The organism is Polaromonas potterensis (genome assembly GCF_033446725.1).
Taxonomy (GTDB): Bacteria; Pseudomonadota; Gammaproteobacteria; order Burkholderiales; family Burkholderiaceae_C; genus Polaromonas.
On record NZ_JAWQLX010000002.1, the window covers coordinates 505915 to 522723 of the forward strand.

General features: G+C 62.1%; 16 protein-coding genes. 6 read left to right on the top strand and 10 right to left on the bottom strand.

Translation table 11 applies throughout. The features are described 5' to 3' along the window. Window positions 1-65 precede the first annotated feature (65 nt). Genes earP through R6254_RS05570 form a run of 3 tightly spaced genes read left to right on the top strand, consistent with a single transcriptional unit; the run spans window position 66 to window position 3219 of the window. Window positions 66-1190 (top strand): elongation factor P maturation arginine rhamnosyltransferase EarP, encoded by a 1125-nt coding sequence (gene earP / locus R6254_RS05560; RefSeq protein ID WP_318405049.1) that lies wholly within the window; start codon window positions 66-68, stop codon window positions 1188-1190. Next, window positions 1187-1846, top strand: coding sequence for a response regulator (locus R6254_RS05565; protein ID WP_318405050.1), 660 nt, complete (start codon window positions 1187-1189; stop codon window positions 1844-1846). Before earP ends, R6254_RS05565 begins: the two co-directional genes overlap by 4 nt. After that, window positions 1843-3219, top strand: coding sequence for a sensor histidine kinase (locus tag R6254_RS05570; RefSeq protein WP_318405051.1), 1377 nt, complete (start codon window positions 1843-1845; stop codon window positions 3217-3219). The genes R6254_RS05565 and R6254_RS05570 overlap by 4 nt, the downstream gene beginning before the upstream one ends. On the opposite strand, the gene R6254_RS05575 is transcribed toward R6254_RS05570, so the two are convergent. Further along, entirely contained in the window at window positions 3194-4909 is a 1716-nt protein-coding gene (locus R6254_RS05575; protein ID WP_318405052.1) for a phosphoethanolamine transferase, read from the bottom strand. The two genes, R6254_RS05570 and R6254_RS05575, sit on opposite strands and share 26 nt — an antisense overlap. 265 nt (window positions 4910-5174) lie before the next feature. On the opposite strand from R6254_RS05575, the gene efp reads away from it, so the two are divergent. The 3 genes from efp (at window position 5175) to R6254_RS05590 (ending at window position 7608) form a co-directional block, all read left to right on the top strand. Further along, window positions 5175-5729 (top strand): elongation factor P, encoded by a 555-nt coding sequence (gene efp, locus R6254_RS05580; protein ID WP_318405053.1) that lies wholly within the window; start codon window positions 5175-5177, stop codon window positions 5727-5729. A 117-nt stretch (window positions 5730-5846) separates the two neighbouring features. Continuing rightward, the gene (locus tag R6254_RS05585; RefSeq protein WP_318405054.1) at window positions 5847-6725 is read left to right on the top strand and encodes an AEC family transporter; all 879 of its coding nucleotides are present in this window, start codon (window positions 5847-5849) and stop codon (window positions 6723-6725) included. 19 nt (window positions 6726-6744) lie between these two features. Beyond that, window positions 6745-7608, top strand: a complete 864-nt coding sequence (locus R6254_RS05590) for an LOG family protein (protein WP_318405056.1) — start codon at window positions 6745-6747, stop codon at window positions 7606-7608. Window positions 7609-7639: 31 nt separating this feature from the next. Here the strand turns inward: R6254_RS05590 and R6254_RS05595 are convergent, their stop codons facing one another. The 9 genes from R6254_RS05595 to R6254_RS05635 all read right to left on the bottom strand — a co-directional run bounded on the left by R6254_RS05595 (window position 7640) and on the right by R6254_RS05635 (window position 16710). After that, the gene (locus R6254_RS05595; RefSeq protein WP_318405059.1) at window positions 7640-8830 is read right to left on the bottom strand and encodes an MFS transporter; all 1191 of its coding nucleotides are present in this window, start codon (window positions 8828-8830) and stop codon (window positions 7640-7642) included. A gap of 24 nt (window positions 8831-8854) precedes the next feature. Continuing rightward, on the bottom strand, window positions 8855-10201 hold the full coding sequence (locus R6254_RS05600) for a DNA recombination protein RmuC (protein ID WP_318405060.1): 1347 nt from the start codon (window positions 10199-10201) through the stop codon (window positions 8855-8857). A gap of 9 nt (window positions 10202-10210) precedes the next feature. Beyond that, window positions 10211-11197, bottom strand: a complete 987-nt coding sequence (locus R6254_RS05605; protein WP_318405061.1) for a 2-hydroxyacid dehydrogenase — start codon at window positions 11195-11197, stop codon at window positions 10211-10213. Window positions 11198-11243: 46 nt separating this feature from the next. Then, the gene (locus R6254_RS05610) at window positions 11244-12653 is read right to left on the bottom strand and encodes a sodium:proton antiporter (RefSeq protein WP_318405062.1); all 1410 of its coding nucleotides are present in this window, start codon (window positions 12651-12653) and stop codon (window positions 11244-11246) included. Window positions 12654-12710: 57 nt separating this feature from the next. Then, entirely contained in the window at window positions 12711-13898 is a 1188-nt protein-coding gene (gene pncB, locus R6254_RS05615; protein ID WP_318405063.1) for a nicotinate phosphoribosyltransferase, read from the bottom strand. Between the two features lie 44 nt (window positions 13899-13942). Further along, complete coding sequence (locus R6254_RS05620) at window positions 13943-14299, bottom strand: FKBP-type peptidyl-prolyl cis-trans isomerase (protein WP_318405065.1); 357 nt, start codon at window positions 14297-14299, stop codon at window positions 13943-13945. A gap of 188 nt (window positions 14300-14487) precedes the next feature. Continuing rightward, window positions 14488-15144 (bottom strand): nitroreductase, encoded by a 657-nt coding sequence (locus R6254_RS05625; RefSeq protein WP_318405221.1) that lies wholly within the window; start codon window positions 15142-15144, stop codon window positions 14488-14490. A 41-nt stretch (window positions 15145-15185) separates the two neighbouring features. Beyond that, entirely contained in the window at window positions 15186-15641 is a 456-nt protein-coding gene (locus R6254_RS05630; protein ID WP_318405067.1) for an acyl-CoA thioesterase, read from the bottom strand. A gap of 133 nt (window positions 15642-15774) precedes the next feature. Next, complete coding sequence (locus tag R6254_RS05635) at window positions 15775-16710, bottom strand: histone deacetylase family protein (protein WP_318405069.1); 936 nt, start codon at window positions 16708-16710, stop codon at window positions 15775-15777. Window positions 16711-16809 lie beyond the last annotated feature (99 nt).

A 16809-nucleotide genomic window follows, 5' to 3' on the forward strand; every position in this document is an offset into this window, starting at 1 on the left:
GGGGATCGTGAACAGGCGCCAAGACCGCTTTGAGCGGCCAATGCCATATTGTGGACAATCCGGGAATGAATCGCAGTCTGCAGTGGGACATTTTTTGCAAAGTCATAGACAACCATGGCGACATCGGCGTCTGCTGGCGCCTGAGCGCCGAGCTGGCTTCGCGCGGCCATCGCGTGCGGCTTTGGGTGGACGATGCGTCGGCTTTGTGCTGGATGGCACCCGAGGGTTGCGACGGCGTCACGGTGTTGCCCTGGCTGGAACCGCTGGGCATGAACATCCTGCGCCTCAACGCCGCGCCCTGCGAGGTGCTGGTGGAAGCCTTCGGCTGTGAGATTGCTCCTGAATTCATAGCTGCCTGCGCCGACCAGATCAGCGATACAGTCCAAAAACCTGTATGGATCAACCTCGAATACCTGTCCGCCGAGCCTTATGTGGAGCGTAACCACGCCCTGCCCTCGCCGGTACAGCGCGGCCCGGCGGCCGGCTGGACCAAGTGGTTTTTTTACCCCGGCTTCACACCCGCCACCGGCGGCCTGTTGCGCGAACCCACGCTGCTGGACCGCCAGGCCGGCTTTGACCGTGCGGCCTGGCTGGCGGAGCGCGGCATCGCCTGGCAAGGTGAAACACTGGTCTCGCTGTTTTGCTACGAACCACCCGCGCTCGCTGGCCTGCTGACGCAGTTGGCGCAACACGGCCTGAACGGCCAGCCGGTGCGGCTGCTGGTGGCGGACGGACGCGCCAGCCACGCGGTCAAAGCCATTCTTAATGATCAAAAGTGGCCTCAACCCAGGCAGGACGGGCGCGATCAGCTATCAATTTCATACCTTCCGCTGCTCAGTCAAATCGATTTTGACCACCTGCTCTGGGCTTGCGAGCTCAACTTTGTGCGCGGTGAAGACTCGGTGGTACGCGCCCTTTGGGCTGGCCAGGCCCTGGTCTGGCAGGTTTACCCGCAAGCCGACCAGGCTCACCAGGTCAAGCTGCAGGCCTTTCTGGACCGGCTGGACGCGCCAGCCTCGCTGCGGCGTGTTCACGCCGCCTGGAACGGCCTGGAAGACCAGGTGCCGGCGCTGGACCCAGACGCCTGGTCGACCTGGACCGACACGGCCAGGCAGCACCTGCTGGGCCAGGACGACTTGTGTACACAGCTGATCCATTTTGTCGCGCACCATCGTCAGCCAACACCATGAGGTTATTGCTGATCGAAGACGACACCATGATTGGCCGCGCGGTCCGCCAGGGTCTGGGCGACGCCGGCTTCACCGTGGACTGGGTCATGGACGGCCTGGCCGCCGAACGGGCCCTGGGCAACGGCGTCTACGACCTGGCCTTGCTGGACCTGGGTCTGCCCGGCCAGGACGGCATGGCCGTGCTCCGGGGCCTGCGCACACGCGGCAATGCGATTCCGGTGCTGATCGTCACGGCCCGCGACGCTGTGGCCGACCGCATCGCCGGGCTCAACGCGGGCGCCGACGACTACGTGCTCAAGCCTTTCGATCTGGACGAACTCATCGCCCGTGTGCGTGCCCTGCTGCGCCGCCATGCCGGCGGCGGCTCGCCCCTGCTGCAATGCGGCGATTTGATCCTTGACCCGGTGCACAAACAGGTCAGCCTCAAAGGAAATACCGTGGAACTGTCGGCCCGCGAATTTTCGCTGCTGGAAACCCTGATGCAGCGCCCCGGCGCCGTGCTCTCGCGCGAGCAGCTGGAAGACTCGATTTACGGCTGGACCGAAGAGATAGGCAGCAACGCGGTCGAAGTGCATCTGCACAAGCTGCGCCGCAAGCTGGGCGCCGACACCATACGCAATGTGCGCGGCGTCGGTTACAAGGTGGTGGCGCCATGAACACACATCCGGTTCAATCCATCCAGCGCCGGGTCCTGGTCTGGGCCATGGGCGCGCTGGCCCTGGGCGCCAGCCTGCTGATCGCCAGTTCCTACCTGACACTGATCCGTGAAATGGACGAGGTGTTCGAGGACAACCTCAAGCAGGTGGCGCTGGCGGTGGCCAACCACCACGGCACCTACGGCATGACGCGCATCCCGCGCATCGCCGACCAATTGCCCAAGGTCTATGAGGAATACGGCAAGTTCGAGTTTGTCACCGCGGCCTGGACGCGCAATGGCACCTTGCTGCACAGCTCCGCCCCCGTGATCCCGCTGCCCTTTCGCTCACGCAGCGGGCTGAGTCGGGTCAAAATTGGCACGGAGTCATGGCATCTTTACACCATCGTGCTGGAGGACGGCATTGTCCAGGCGGCGCAGCGCGACAGTGAACGCCAGGCGCTGGCGCGCGAAACCAGCTCCACACTGATCCTGCCGGCTCTGGGGATGTTGCTGCTGCTGGCCGCCTTGCTGACCTTCGCCTTGCGACGGGGCTTGGCGCCGCTGGCGCTGGCGGCCAACGAAATCACGGAACGCAGCGCCCGGGCCCTGCACCCGATCGCGCTTACCGCCCATCCGCCGGAATTACACCTGCTGATAGGGGCAATCAACGACCTGATGGCCCGGCTAGGCGCCGCGCTCTTGCTGCAGCAGCATTTGCTGGCCGATGCGGCCCATGAGTTACGCACGCCAGTCACGGCCTTACGGCTGCAGCTGCAATTGCTGGAGCGCGCGGGTGATGAGCCACAGCGCGAAGCCGCTTTGGCCGAATTGCGCACCGGCATAGACCGGGCCCAGCACCTGATCGAACAATTGTTGCAGCTGTCGCGGCTGGCGCCCGAAACGCCGGCCCTGCACCGCGAACCGGTCGACCTGGCCGGCCTGGCGCGCAGCAGCGTCAGCCGTTTCAGCGCCCGCGCCGATGCCAAAAACATAGACCTGGGCGCCGTGGCCGAAGGCATGCCGGCCGTCGCCGCTGATGCCCAGCAACTGACGATTTTGCTGGACAACCTGGTGGACAACGCCTTGCGCCACACACCGGTGGGCGGCCGCGTTGACGTCGGGGCGAGCCTGGAAAACGGTTTGTCCTGCCTGACGGTCACCGACACCGGGCCGGGCATCGCGGCCTCAGAGCGGCCCTGGGTGTTTGAGCGTTTTTACAGAGGCCAGAACAGCCGGCACGCCGACCATACCGACCACACCACGCCACACGGCAGCGGGCTGGGCCTGGCCATCGTGCATGCCGTCGCCGAGCGCCACGGCGCCGTCATCCAGTTGGAAGACGGGCCAGGCGGCATCGGCCTGCGGGTCACGGTGCGTTTTCCGGCCCCTTGACCGCCCGCGCCGGGGCGGGCCGACAGGGGGCAAACAAATCGAGCTTGGGCTTGTAGGCCTGGGTCTCGACGTCAAGCACACCCAGCAGCGAATGAAACAGGTTGTCGTGGCTGACCTCGGCACCGGCGCGCGATCGCAGGCAGTCCTGGTTGACCTTGAAGCTGTCGCGAAAAGCCGGTGACAACCACATCACCAGGGGCACGCGTTTTTGCACATCGGGCGCAATCGGGTAAGGCATGCCATGCAGGTACAGCCCGTTGTCGCCCAATGACTCGCCGTGGTCCGACACATAAAGCATGGCGGTGTCGTAGTTTTTCTGGGAGCGGTCCAGGAAGTCGATCACCCGGGACAGAAAGAAGTCGGTGTAGAGCAGCGAGTTGTCGTAGGCATTGACAATTTCAGCGGCCGTGCAGCCGCGCAGGTCTTCGTTTTCGCAGGCCGGGGTAAACCGCTTGAACACTGCTGGGTAACGCTTGTAATAAGCCGGTCCGTGGCTGCCGAGCTGGTGCATGACCACCAGCAAATTGCCCGCCGCATCACGCGCGATGCCCTCCATGCCGTGCAGCAACACCTCGTCCAGACACTGCCCTTCGGCACACAACGCCGGCACGCTGGCATGGTCCACCTGTTCGGTGGGCAGGCCGTCGCAGACACCCTTGCAGCCCGACTGGTTGTCACGCCAGAGCACCTTGAAGCCAGCACGCGCCAGCACATGCAGCAGCGATTCGTGCGAGCGAATTTTGTCCTCGTCATAGTTCGCGCGGCCAAAAGGCGAAAACATGCAGGGCAAGGAAACCTCGGTCGAGGTGCCGCAGGCCGTTGCGTGTGGAAAATTGATCACGTCGCGCTGTGCCAGTTGCGGATTGGTTGGCCGGGCATAACCATTCAGCGAGAAATTCTGCGCGCGAGCCGTCTCACCCACCACCAGCACAAACAGCACAGGTCGGCTGCGGCCGCCCCAGGCCGCCCCCATCTTGGCATCCGCCCCCACCGGCAGCCGGGCCTGGTTGGGGCGTTTGACACCACCCCAGGTATTGCCGATCAGGGAGGCCACCACATTGCCCGGGGTCAGCAGGTAGCGCACCTCGCGGTGGTTGCGCATCAGCGACGCAAAATCCGCAAACACCAGCAGCAGACTCAGCACCCCGACCACCAGGGCCGCGGCGACCCAGGCCAGGCGCAAACCAAACGCACGACGCAGGCTGCGCGGCTTCAAGCGAGGCCACCACAACAGCGCCGCCGGCAGGACACCGAGCAACAGCAGCTGCGGCAGCATGCCCCAGACCAGCAGTTCCCTGGCCTCCTGGACATTGGTGGCCAGCACGTTGCGCAGCATGGCCGGGTCCAGGTAGATGGCATACCGGTCCATGTACCAGGAGGCAAAAGCCGTACACAGCACCAACACGGTGAGCAGCGGCTTCACCGTCAGACGGGTGGACAGCAGCGCGACAAAAGCGAAATAAAAGGCCGCGAAGGCCCAGAACATGGCTGCGGCAAAACCCCAGGTCGACGCATCTTCCCAGCTGCGCCCGACCATGGCCGCACGCCAGAACGGTCCGTTACCGGCCAGCAGGAAAAAACAGACACACAGCAGCACCAGGGTCTCCAACTGCAGGGTCGGCCGCTGCGGCCAGCGCCGCGAAGAAGGGGCGGCCAAAGGCTTCAGCGTAGCGGCTGCGGAGCTAGTCATGGTGCGGGTATGGCGCCCGGAAACGGGCACGTGGAGTCAGCGAAGCCCAGAGCTTGCAGGGGCCAGACTTAACCCGGCCTTAAGGCACGGGAGCCAGGCACCGGCTTGCCCGACCCGAAGGCCGTCGGAAGCCGGCTTGGGGGCTGCTCAAAATAACGGTAAAATACAGGGCTTTGCATTTTCCAGTTTGGACAATGCCGCACCCCTGCCGCGGACCTGCATCACCACAGACCCACTGGCGGCCAACACTCTACTAGAAATTGTTATGAAAATCGCTCAAGAAATACGCGCTGGCAACGTCATCATGCACGGCAAAGACCCGATGGTGGTGCTCAAGACCGAATACAGCCGCGGTGGGCGCAATTCCGCCACGGTGCGCATGAAGCTGAAAAGCCTGATTGGCAGCTTTGGTACCGAACAGGTCTTCAAGGCCGACGACAAGATTGACCAGGTCATCCTCGACAAGAAGGACTGCACCTATTCCTACTTTGCCGACCCGATGTACATCTGCATGGACGCCGATTACAACCAGTACGAAGTCGAAGCCGAAAACATGGGCGACTCGCTGAACTACCTGCAAGACGGCATGGAGCTGGAAGTCGTGTTTTATGACGGCAAAGCCATCTCCGTCGAGCTGCCGACCAGCGTCGAGCGCGAAATCACCTGGACCGAGCCCGCCGTCAAAGGCGATACCTCCGGCAAGGTGCTCAAGCCCGCCAAGATCGCCACCGGCTTCGAAATCGGTGTGCCGATTTTTGTCGCGCAAGGCGACGTTGTTGAAATCGACACACGTACCGGCGAGTACCGCAAACGTGTTTAAACCGGTCTTGCCCGGCAAGACCCGACAAAAAGGCTCCCTGGTGGAGCCTTTTTTTATACCCGGCCCCATCGGGACGATCCTCCGACCGACGCTTTTTCACCTGCCAGACTGATTTTCATGGACCTCCTGCAGCGTATTACCCAAGTCATCCTTCCGGTTTTTCTGATCGTTGGTATCGGTTATTTTTATGCGCGCCGGCACCAGCCGGACATGAGCACCTTCAACCGCATCGCCCTGGACGTGCTGGCCCCGGTGCTGGTGTATTCGGCGCTCGCCTCACGCGACTTTCACCTGACCCACCACCTGCCACTGTTGTTCGGCGGCGCCTTGCTGATTGCCGGCACCGGCCTGCTGGCCTGGCCGCTGGCGCGGGCCTTTGGGGCGCAACCGCGCACCCTGGTTCCGGTGGTGATGTTCAACAACTGCGGCAACATGGGGCTGCCGCTGGCCCTGCTGGCCTTCGGCCCGGAAAACCTGGGCGCTGCGGTGGCACTTTTCTCCATCAGCAACCTGCTGCATTTTTCCGTCGGGGCGCGCATCACCAGCAGCCACGCCCACACCAAGGACTTGCTGCTCAGCCCGCTGATGCTGGCCACGGCCCTGGGTTTTGCCAGCGCGCTGACCGAACTCCGACCGCCCGACGTGTTGCTCTCTGGCCTGCGCCTGCTTGGCGATGCCATGCTGCCGATGATGTTGTTCGCGCTCGGCGTGCGACTCACGGCGCTGACCCGATCCGGCGTCGCCATCGGCATGCTGGGTGCGCTGGCGCGCCCGCTGCTAGGCTTGCTGGTGGCGCTGCCGCTGGTGTGGATGCTCGATCTCCAGGGCGTGGTCAAAGGCCAGTTGTTGCTGTTTGCAGCTTTGCCGCCGGCCGTCATGCAATACCTGCTGGCCGAGCGTTATTACCAGGAGCCCGAAAAAGTCGCGGCCATGATCCTGCTCGGCAATGTCCTGGCCGTGCTGTTTATCCCGCTGGCGCTCGCGGTCGCACTGTAACTTGCTTCACAATGCAACCATGGAAACCACCCAAGACCTGAAACAAACCCGCCTGGCCGATGCCTGGGCTGAACTGCAGGCCTATGCCAACGATGGCAGCCCCTTGCAGTCCAATGCCTACCGTCTGGCCTTTGCCGACCCTGAATTTTTACTGCGCCGCGAGACCCGGGGCATCCGCTTCCAGCTGGAAATGCTCAAGCCGGACGTCGAGCAACTCGCCCAAGGCATCGAAAACACGGTGGTGGTTTTCGGCAGCGCCCGCTTTCCGGCACCCGAGCAGGCCGAGCAAGCCCTGAAACAGGCGCAGGAAGCGAATGATGCGCAAGCCTTGGCGCTGGCCGAGCGGCACGTGCGCAATGCCCACTACTATGACCAGGCACGGCTCTTTGCGCGGCTGGTGGCAGCCTACAGCAAACCCCGGTCCTCGCAAGACCAGCTGTTTATCTGCACCGGCGGCGGGCCAGGCATCATGGAAGCGGCCAACCGCGGCGCGCATGAGATGGGCGCCCTCACCGTGGGCCTGAACATCGCGCTGCCGCACGAGCAAAACTCCAACCCCTATGTGACGCCCTCGCTGAGTTTCAAGTTTCATTACTTCGCCCTGCGCAAGATGCATTTCATGATGCGGGCCAAGGCGTTGGTGGCTTTTCCGGGTGGCTTCGGCACGCTGGACGAATTGTTCGAGGTCATCACCCTGGTGCAAACCGGCAAGGCCAAGCCGGTGCCCATCATCCTGTTCGGCTCGGACTACTGGAAACGGCTGCTGAACTTTGACGTGATGGTTGAAGAAGGCGCAATCTCGCCCGAGGACCTGAAGCTTTTCCAGTATGTCGACGCGCCCCAAGACGCCTGGGACGCCATCAAAACTTTTTACAAGCTCTAGTCAGACGCGGCCCCCGAGGAAATGCATTTTCCTAGGGGTGACCTGTCGGAGAGTGTTCGGTCTTGTCCTTGAGCAGCCAGGCCACGCGGGAGCCGGCCCCCACCAGCGCACCTGTGGCCCAGAACACACCGGCAATCCCCACCACGGCGCCCATGGTGCCGAACAACATCGGCATCAGCACACTGGAAGCATTGATCGCCATCAGGCGCAGACCCAGGGCCTCGCCATGGCGGGCCTCGGGGGTGATCTGGTGCAACATGCTCATGATCATGGGCTGCACCGTGCCCAGGGCAAAGCCCAGCAGCACCGAACACACACCCATGCCCAGCGCCGTCCGCATAAAGGGGTAAACGCCAAACAGCACGGCGGTCATCAGCATGGCGCAGGCCAGCACCCGCCACTCGCGCAGGTGCGCCGCCAGCAGCGGCATCACCATGCGGATGGCGGCCGCCGCCATGGCAAATGCACCCAGGATGGAACCAATCACCGAGGCGCTGATGCCGCGTTCAAACCCCAGCACCGGCACCACAAAGGTGTGGACATCCCAGCAGGACGACAAAAACCAGTTCACCAGCATCAGGCGCCGAAAACTGGGCTCGCGCAACAAGTCCCAAGCCTTGGGCGGTGCGCTGCCAGCGGCAAGCACCACAGGCGGCAACTCGCGGGTGTGCCGCACCAGAAACCAGCTGGCCAGCGGCAACACCGCCATCAGGAAAAACGCAGCGCGGTAGCCGGACAAACTGCCGGGCATGGCGCCGGCGTGGTCAATCAGCAATCCGGCTGTGAAAGGCCCGATGAAATTGGAGATGGCCGGCCCAATCGACAACCAGCTGAACACCTGACGGAGCTGCAAAGCGCCCTCCGCAGCCCGCCCCACGTGGCGCTGCAATGAGATCACGGCCACACCCGTGGCGCCGCCCGTGAGCAGCGCGGCCAGGCACAAGACCGGAAACACCGGAAAAGCCACGGCCATCCCCGCCCCCAACACGGCGGCGATCACGCTGTAAGCAATCGGTCGTTTGAGGCCATTCCGATCAGCAAAACGGCCCGCCGGCAGCGCCAGAAAAACCTGCGTCAGGGCAAACAAGGCCAGCAGCACACCCACCGCCGCCGGGCTGTAGCCCTCGCGCAGCGCCAGCAAAGGCGCGGCCATGCGTGTGCCGGCCATGCAGGCGTGCAGACAGACCTGCGCCAGAATCAGGCGGGCCAATTCAGGGGTCATGCGTCACGGCTCATGAAAAACACATCAGTTGTCGTCCCCATCCTTGTCCAGCGGAATCAGGCGGGCAGACTCGGTCTCTGGCAAGGCTTCAACATTGCGCAAGGCCTTGCCCATCACGCGGCTGCGCTGTTCGGCGCTGCTGAGGGTGTTGAGCACGGTTTCGGTCTGCGATTTGACCTTGGCCAGCACGTCGCCGAACTTGCCGAACTCAGTCTTGACCGCACCCAGCACCTGCCAGACTTCGCTGGAGCGTTTTTCCAGCGCCAGCGTCCTGAAGCCCATCTGCAAGGAGTTCAACATGGCCAGCAAGGTGGTCGGGCCAGCCAGCGTGATCCGGTGATCCCGTTGCAGGCTCTCCATCAGGCCGGGCCGGCGCAAGACCTCGGCATACAAACCCTCGGTCGGCAAAAACAGGATGGCGAAATCGGTGGTGTAAGGCGGTTCAATGTATTTTTCAGAGATTGATTTGGCCTCCAGCCGAATCCGCACCTCCAGCGCCTTGCCCGCCAAGTCGGCCGCCGGTCCATCGGCGCGTTGCTGCGCATCCAGCAAGGCCTCGTAGTCGGCGCTGGGGAATTTCGCATCAATCGGCAGCCACAAGGGCTCCCCGGATTCAGAACGGCCCGGCAGCTTGATGGCAAAGTCCACCGGGTTTTTGCCACCCGGGCGCGTGACAATCTGCGCCGCGTATTGATCGACGGTAAACACCTGCTCCAGCAAGGCGGACAGTTGCGCCTCGCCAAAAATGCCGCGTGTCTTGACGTTGGTCAGCAAGTGTTTGAGGTCACCCACACCTTGCGCCAGCGTCTGCATTTCACCCAGGCCTTTGTGCACCTGCTCAAGACGATCGGCCACCTGCTTGAAGCTTTCACCCAGACGGGTTTCCAGCGTGGTTTGCAGTTTTTCGTCGACCGTCTTGCGCATCTCGTCGAGCTTGGCGGAATTGGTTTGCTGTAGCTGCGCGAGTTGCTTTTCCAGCGTCTCCCGCACTTCGCCCATGCGCCGTGCATTGGATTCGCTGACCGATTGCAGCTGCGTGCTCAAGGTGTCGGACAGCGTTTTTTGCAGCAAGGTCAGCTGCTGCGAAAACGCGTCGATCTGCGCGTTCTGGGTGCGGATGGCCTCGGCACTTTGCTGCACCAGGGTTTGCTGGAAGGTGGCAAAGGTGGTGGCCAATTCCTGGCGGCTGGCGCGCGAATTTTCACTGATCTCGCGCCGCAGTTCACGCTCGACCTTGTCGTGGCCCGCCGCCATGCCGGCCAGCAGTTCAGCATGGCCGCTGTCTGCCGGTTTGCGCAAAAGCAGCCAGACCAGCAGGAACAGGGTGAGCGCTGAAAGAAGCAGCAGCGGCCAGGTTTGCAAAAAATTCATGCTTGCTATTTATTTCGTAGCTAGTACCGCAGGGTTCAAGGGGGTCAGAGGCCTTTTCTCCTTAAAGAAACCGATCAAATTATCAACCGCCAGGTTGGCCATGGCCAGGCGTGTCGGCACCGTGGCGCTGGCGATATGCGGCGTCAGGACGACATTGGGCACGGTCAGCAGATCGGGATGCACCTTGGGCTCACCTTCATACACGTCCAGCCCGGCGGCGGAAATCGTCTTGTCGCGCAAGGCCTTGGCCAGCGCCGCGTCGTCCACAATGCCGCCGCGGGCAATATTGACCAGCGTGGCCGTGGGTTTCATCAGCGCCAGTTCGGCCGCGCCTATGGTGTGGTGCGAGGCCGGTGAATACGGCAGCACCAGCACCACGTGGTCTGCGGTTCTCAGCAGTTCCTCTTTGCTGACGTAGCTGGCCTTGCACTCGGCTTCCAGTGCCGCGTCCAGGCGCGAGCGGTTGTGGTAAATCACCGTCATGCCAAAGCCGAACGCACCACGCTTGGCAATGCCCTGCCCGATCCGGCCCATGCCGAGCACGCCCAGCGTGCTGCCATGGATGTCCGAACCCGCGAACATGTCATAACTCCACTTGTTCCACTTGCCGGCGCGCAGGTAATGTTCGCTCTCGGTCACCCGGCGGGCGGTGGCCATCAGCAGGGCAAAGCCAAAGTCCGCGGTGGTTTCGGTCAGCACATCCGGGGCGTTGGTGGCCAGCACCCCGGCTGCGGTCATCGCATCGAGATCGAAGTTGTTGTAACCCACCGCCATGTTGGCGCAAATCTTCAAGTTCGGGCAGGCGGCCAGCACATCGGCATCAATGCGGTCGCTGCCCGTGGTGAAAGCGCCATCCTTGCCCTGGAGCTTTTCGATCATCTGCGCTTTGGACCAGGACTCGTCGGTGAGGTTGGGCTCGACTTCGAAGTGCTGCTCCAGGCGGGCGATGACTTCAGGAAAAATCGCGCGGGCGACAAGAATTTTCGGTTTGCTCATGGGGCGTCTCTTTGATTTTGAAGAGTGAAAAAGGGGGCGTCTGAATTTACCTGAACCAGATAAATGTCATCACCACAAACAGCGGCACCAGTACCGCACCCGACCAGGCCATGTAGCCAAAAAAGCTGGGCATCTTGATGCCGCGGTCTTCAGCAATGGCCTTGACCATCAGGTTGGGCGCATTGCCGATGTAGGTATTGGCCCCCATGAACACCGCGCCAGCGGAAATCGCCGCCAAGGTCGGTGCCAGCGTGGTCATCAGGGTCTGCGCATCACCCCCGGCCGTGTTGAAAAACACCAGGTAAGTGGGCGCGTTGTCGAGAAAGGAACTCAGCAGCCCGGTGGCCCAGAAATACATGGCCGGATCGGGCTGGCCGTCGGGTCGGGTCACGGCGGACACCACGGCGCCGAAGGGACCGTTCAGCCCCGCCTTGAGCATGGCGATCACCGGAATGATGGTCAGGAAGATACCGGCAAACAGCTTGGCCACTTCCGCCATCGGCCCCCAGGAAAACTGGTTGTCCTTGTGGACCTTGTTGGCCGTCATCTTCAGCGACAGCAAGGTGATGGCCACCAGGCCGACGTCGCGCACCAGGCCCGGCAAGCCAACGTCGGTGCCATACAGGTCAAACACAACAGACGATTTCCAGAAACCGCTGAGCAGCACCAGCCCGGCCACGCCCGCCAGCAAGAAAAAGTTGAAAGCGCCATCAAAACCGAAACGCGGTGTATCGGGTGTCGGGTCGACCGGCAACACACCTTCCTTGCGGTAATACCAGCTGTCCAGCACGTAAAAAATGGCCAGCAGACTGCCAGTCAAAAACAGGGTCTCGGGAAAGATGTGTTTCACGGTCCAGAAAAAATCGATCCCTTTCAAAAAGCCCAGAAACAAGGGCGGGTCGCCCAGCGGGGTCAAGGAACCGCCCACGTTGGAGACGATAAAAATAAAGAAAACAACAATGTGTGCGCCATGACGCCGGTTGTCATTGGCCCGGATCAAGGGGCGAATCATCAACATGGAGGCACCGGTTGTCCCCATGAAACTGGCGAGGACCGCACCAATCAGCAGCAGCCCGGTATTCAGGCCGGGGCTGCCGTGCAGATTGCCGCGTATAAAAATGCCGCCCGCCACAGTGAACAAGGCCGTCAGCAAAATGATGAAGGGGATGTATTCGGCGACCAAGGCATGAACCAGGCTGCTGCCGGCCAGCGCCGGGCCAAAAGTCAGCGTGAACGGCAGGAAAAAGGCCAGTGTCCAGGCGGCGGAGATCTTGCCGAAATGGTGGTGCCAGAACGCCGGGGCCAGCAAAGGCAAGACGGCGATGGACAACAACAAGCCGGCAAAAGGAAGGCCCCACAAGGGCGACAACTGGCCGCCGTCAAAGTCGGCCGCCAGGGCGATGCCGGGCAAAAGAAGCAACCCGGCCAGGGCTGCGCCGCAACGCGAAATTTTCATGATGTCTCCATGGTTGTTGTTATTGACCGAAGGACGCCCGGATGGTCCGGGCCCTGGTCATGCAATTTCAAAAACCTGGCGCAGGTAAGCCAAGTATTTTTCGTCTTCACACATACTCTTGGACGGCGTGTCCGACAGTTTGGCGACCGGCTGGCCATTGCAACGAACCATCTTGATCACGATCTGCAGCGGCTCATAGCCCAGGTCATTGGTCAGGTTGGTACCAATACCGAAGGCCAGCAGGCAACGCCCCTTGAACTGCTGGTACAGCTCGATGGTGCGCGGCATGGTCAGGCCGTCGCTAAAGATCAGGGTCTTGGTCAAGGGGTCCACGCGGTTCTTCGCATAATGCGCGAGCATGCGTTCGCCCCACTGGAAAGGGTCACCACTGTCGTGGCGCGCGCCGTCAAACAGCTTGCAGAAATACATGTCAAAGTCGCGCAGGAAAGCACTCATGCCATACACGTCCGACAAGGCAATGCCCAGATCGCCCCGGTACTCCTTGGCCCAGGACTCAAAACCAAACACCTGGCTGTCACGCAAACGCGGCCCCAGCGCCTGACAGGCCTGCAGGTACTCATGCGCCATGGTCCCCAGCGGGATCAGGCCCAGCTTCATGGCAAACAGCACGTTGCTGGTGCCAGCAAGCTGGCCCTGGCGCCCCGTGCCCAGGCGCGCCATCAAGGTGCGCAAGACCTCTTCGTGCCAGGCCTTGCTGAAGCGCCGGCGCGTGCCGTAATCGGCAATTTTGAGTTCACGTAAACCATCGGCCTGCAGTTCCAGGATCTTGGCGTTCAAACGCTCGCGACCCTGGCTCAGGTCTGGTTTTTTGTGGGTGTTGCGAAAGTAGACCTCGTTGATGATGGCCAGCACCGGAATCTCAAACGGGATGGTATGCAGCCACGGCCCCTTGATGGAGACCTCGATCTCGCCGCTAGGCAAGGCCATGACATCCACATATTTTTCATTGAGCTTGAAGATGCCCAGAAAATCAACAAAGTCACTTTTGATGAAGCGCAGGCCTTTCAGGTAAGCCAGCTCGGCATCCTGAAAACGCAAGCTGCAAAGCCCACGAATCTCCTCACGGATCTCATTCACAAACGGTGCCAGCGGCGCAATGCCGGGGGCACCCGCGTTGCGACACTTGAACTTGTACTCGACCTCCGCCGCGGGAAACTGATGCAGGACAGCCTGCATCATGGTGAACTTGTAAAGGTCGGTATCAAGCAGGCTGGTGATGATCATGAGGAAGCCAGGTGGCGCTGGGCAATGCAGTTCTTACGAAAAAATCAGGTCCCCAGGAAATCCACTTCAAACAGCAAGGTGGCGTTCGGAGGAATCACGCCGCCGGCGCCGCGCGCGCCATAACCCAAAGCCGCCGGAATCACCAGGCGACGGGTGCCGCCCACCGACATGCCCTGCACGCCTTCGTCCCAGCCCTTGATCACCTGGCCGGCACCCAACGAAAACTCGAACGGCTGGCCGCGGTCCTTGCTGGAATCGAACTTGGCGCCCTGCACGCCGTCGTTGTACAACCAGCCGGTGTAATGCACCTTGACGTTCTGGCCGGCCTTGGCGATGGCGCCCGTGCCTAAGACGGTGTCTTCGTATTGCAGGCCGGAGGGAGATGTGATGAGGTTGGTCATAGCCGTGTCTTTCCAAAAAAATAAGGGGAAGCGCTGTTTGCGCGAACCCCTGACTTTACCCGCAAGCAGGCCCGTCCATGCAGCGACAGGCCGGTAAGCCTTAAGGTATGTCGCGCCTGGCTGCCCCAAGGTGAAACAGCCCTCTCTGGGGACAGCGCAGCACACACCGTGGCAAGCGTGGGGGCCCTTCAATCCAGCCAGGTGGTGAAGCCCTGCGGGCTGACGCGCGGCGTGTGATAGCTGTTGACCAGGGCGCTGTCGTCGGCATAACCCAGCGCCATGCCGCAGACCAGCATTTCATGTTCTCCTGCGCCCACGTGCGGCAGGATGATGTTGGCAAACCCGTTCCAGGCGGCCTGTGGACAGGTGTGCAAGCCATGGCCACGTGCGGCCACCATGATGTTTTGCAGGAACATGCCGTAGTCCACCAGGCTGCCGCGACCCATCACGCGGTCCAGCGTGAACATCAGGCCCACGGGCGCATCAAAAAACTGGTAGTTGCGGTGATGCTGGGCATGCATCTTGTCCTTGTCGCCCTTGCCTATGCCTAACAGGCCGTACAAGCCCCAGCCATTCTCACGGCGCCGGTCGATATAGGGCGACACCCATTTTTCCGGGTAGTAGGCATATTCTTCCTGGTACTGCGCCGCCAGTTCCGGGTTGGCGCGGATTGCGTCATGGGCGGCACAGACCTTGTCGGCCAGACTGTCGCGACTGGCGCCCTGCAACACATAAACCTTCCAGGGCTGGGTGTTGGTACCGGAGGGCGCGCGACTGGCGATGGCCAGCAGATGCGCCAGCGTGTCGCGCGGCACCGGTGTTGGCAGGAAAGCACGTGTCGACATGCGGCTGTGGATGGCGGCATCTACCGCGTTCAAGGGTTCGGTCACTTCAAGGTCTCCAATACAGTCAGCAATTGGGGCGGCAAAGGCACAGGCCGGCGGGTCTGCCGGTCCACATACACATGGATGAAATGGCCCTTGGCGGCCGTGAGTTCCGCCGCCGGGTCACCGGCGCGGCCGGAAAACAGGCCGACCTCGTAACGCACACTGGACGAGCCCACATGGGCGACGCGGATGCCGGCCAGCACCGGATCAGGAAAAGCCAGCGGCGAAAAATAATGGCACTGGGTCTCCACCACCAGCCCGATCACCTTGCCGGCATGGATATCGATCGCGCCAGAATCAATCAGATAACCATTCACCGCGGTGTCGAACCAGCTGTAATAAACGACGTTGTTGACGTGGCCATACACGTCGTTGTCGGACCAGCGCGTGGCGATGGGGCGAAAGATCTTGTAGGCGCTGCGGGCTTCGGCTTGGGGACGTGTCGGTGAGCTCATGAGGACCTATTTTGCCAGCGCGGGTTATGAACACGACCACGCTGGGATTTTGACAATTTTCCGACGGGCCGCCCCTAGGAAAATTAGCCCCCTCGGGGGGGGCGAAGCACACGAAGTGACAAGCGTGGGGGCACTATCCGTTCCAACGCTGCCAATAGTCCAGCGCCACGCGGTAAGTGTTGACCTGCACCTGCACGGTCTCGTCGATATCCACGCCATAACCACCGGCCATGGCAAACGCCATGGGAATACGCTTGTGCCAGGCCCAGTCGAAAACACGCCGGTCCCGGGCTTCCAGCCCATCGAAGCTCAGGCTGAGCCGGCCCAGCCTGTCCCCTTCAAACGGGTCGGCGCCGGCCAGGTAAATCACCAGGCCGGGGGAGAAACGCTGGTCGAGTTCGTCCAGTGCATGTTCCAGCGCTTGCAGGTAGGCGGCATCGGTGCAGCCGTCGGGCAGGTCCACGTCCAGGTCGCTGGCCTCCTTGCGGAAGGGAAAATTCTTTTGGCCATGGATAGACAGCGTGAAAACACTGGGGTCGCTGCTGAAAATACTCGCCGTGCCGTTGCCCTGGTGCACATCCAGGTCGATGACCGCGACCCGTAACGGCTGCTGATGGCTGCGCCCCCACTCTGCCTGCATCAGGCGGGCCGCCACGGCCGCATCGTTAAAAACACAAAAGCCGCCACCTTTGCCCGCCGACGCGTGATGCGTGCCGCCGGCCAGGTTGGCCGCCAGGCCTTGGACACGGCCTTGCAGCCCCAGCGCCGCGCGTGCCGCGGCAATCGTGGCACCGGCCGAACGGCGTGAACGCTCGACCATCTCGGGGCTCCACGGAAACCCGATCTCGCGCACGGCCGCCGGGCTCAAGGTGCCGTTCGCCACCGCCTGGATATAAGCCGGCTCATGCGCCAGCGCCAGTTCGCCGTCGCTGGCGCGCGGCGCCACACCCATTTGCACCCGCGGCAACTCCTGCGCCACGCGGTCGCGCAGGCGCTGGTACTTGACCATCGGAAAGCGGTGGCCGTCCGGCAAAGGCAGGACAAAGTGATCGGCGTAAAAGGCTTGCAAGGTCGTGAGCAGGTAGAAAAACAGAGGGGAAACCGCGGGTGACGTCCCTGAGACTGCATTGTGTCCGGATCAAGAACACCCGCATGCCCCCTTTGAAGC

Excerpts from the sequence above, each read along its gene's own strand:
- R6254_RS05620 (WP_318405065.1), bottom strand. The coding sequence starts at position 14,299 with ATGACCAACCTCATCACATCTCCCTCCGGCCTGCAATACGAAGACACC.
- earP (WP_318405049.1), top strand. The coding sequence starts at position 66 with ATGAATCGCAGTCTGCAGTGGGACATTTTTTGCAAAGTCATAGACAAC.
- R6254_RS05605 (WP_318405061.1), bottom strand. The coding sequence starts at position 11,197 with ATGAGCAAACCGAAAATTCTTGTCGCCCGCGCGATTTTTCCTGAAGTC.
- R6254_RS05610 (WP_318405062.1), bottom strand. The coding sequence starts at position 12,653 with ATGAAAATTTCGCGTTGCGGCGCAGCCCTGGCCGGGTTGCTTCTTTTG.
- R6254_RS05575 (WP_318405052.1), bottom strand. The coding sequence starts at position 4,909 with ATGACTAGCTCCGCAGCCGCTACGCTGAAGCCTTTGGCCGCCCCTTCT.
- R6254_RS05630 (WP_318405067.1), bottom strand. The coding sequence starts at position 15,641 with ATGAGCTCACCGACACGTCCCCAAGCCGAAGCCCGCAGCGCCTACAAG.
- R6254_RS05625 (WP_318405221.1), bottom strand. The coding sequence starts at position 15,144 with ATGTCGACACGTGCTTTCCTGCCAACACCGGTGCCGCGCGACACGCTG.
- R6254_RS05595 (WP_318405059.1), bottom strand. The coding sequence starts at position 8,830 with ATGACCCCTGAATTGGCCCGCCTGATTCTGGCGCAGGTCTGTCTGCAC.
- R6254_RS05565 (WP_318405050.1), top strand. The coding sequence starts at position 1,187 with ATGAGGTTATTGCTGATCGAAGACGACACCATGATTGGCCGCGCGGTC.
- efp (WP_318405053.1), top strand. The coding sequence starts at position 5,175 with ATGAAAATCGCTCAAGAAATACGCGCTGGCAACGTCATCATGCACGGC.
- pncB (WP_318405063.1), bottom strand. The coding sequence starts at position 13,898 with ATGATCATCACCAGCCTGCTTGATACCGACCTTTACAAGTTCACCATG.
- R6254_RS05585 (WP_318405054.1), top strand. The coding sequence starts at position 5,847 with ATGGACCTCCTGCAGCGTATTACCCAAGTCATCCTTCCGGTTTTTCTG.
- R6254_RS05570 (WP_318405051.1), top strand. The coding sequence starts at position 1,843 with ATGAACACACATCCGGTTCAATCCATCCAGCGCCGGGTCCTGGTCTGG.
- R6254_RS05590 (WP_318405056.1), top strand. The coding sequence starts at position 6,745 with ATGGAAACCACCCAAGACCTGAAACAAACCCGCCTGGCCGATGCCTGG.
- R6254_RS05600 (WP_318405060.1), bottom strand. The coding sequence starts at position 10,201 with ATGAATTTTTTGCAAACCTGGCCGCTGCTGCTTCTTTCAGCGCTCACC.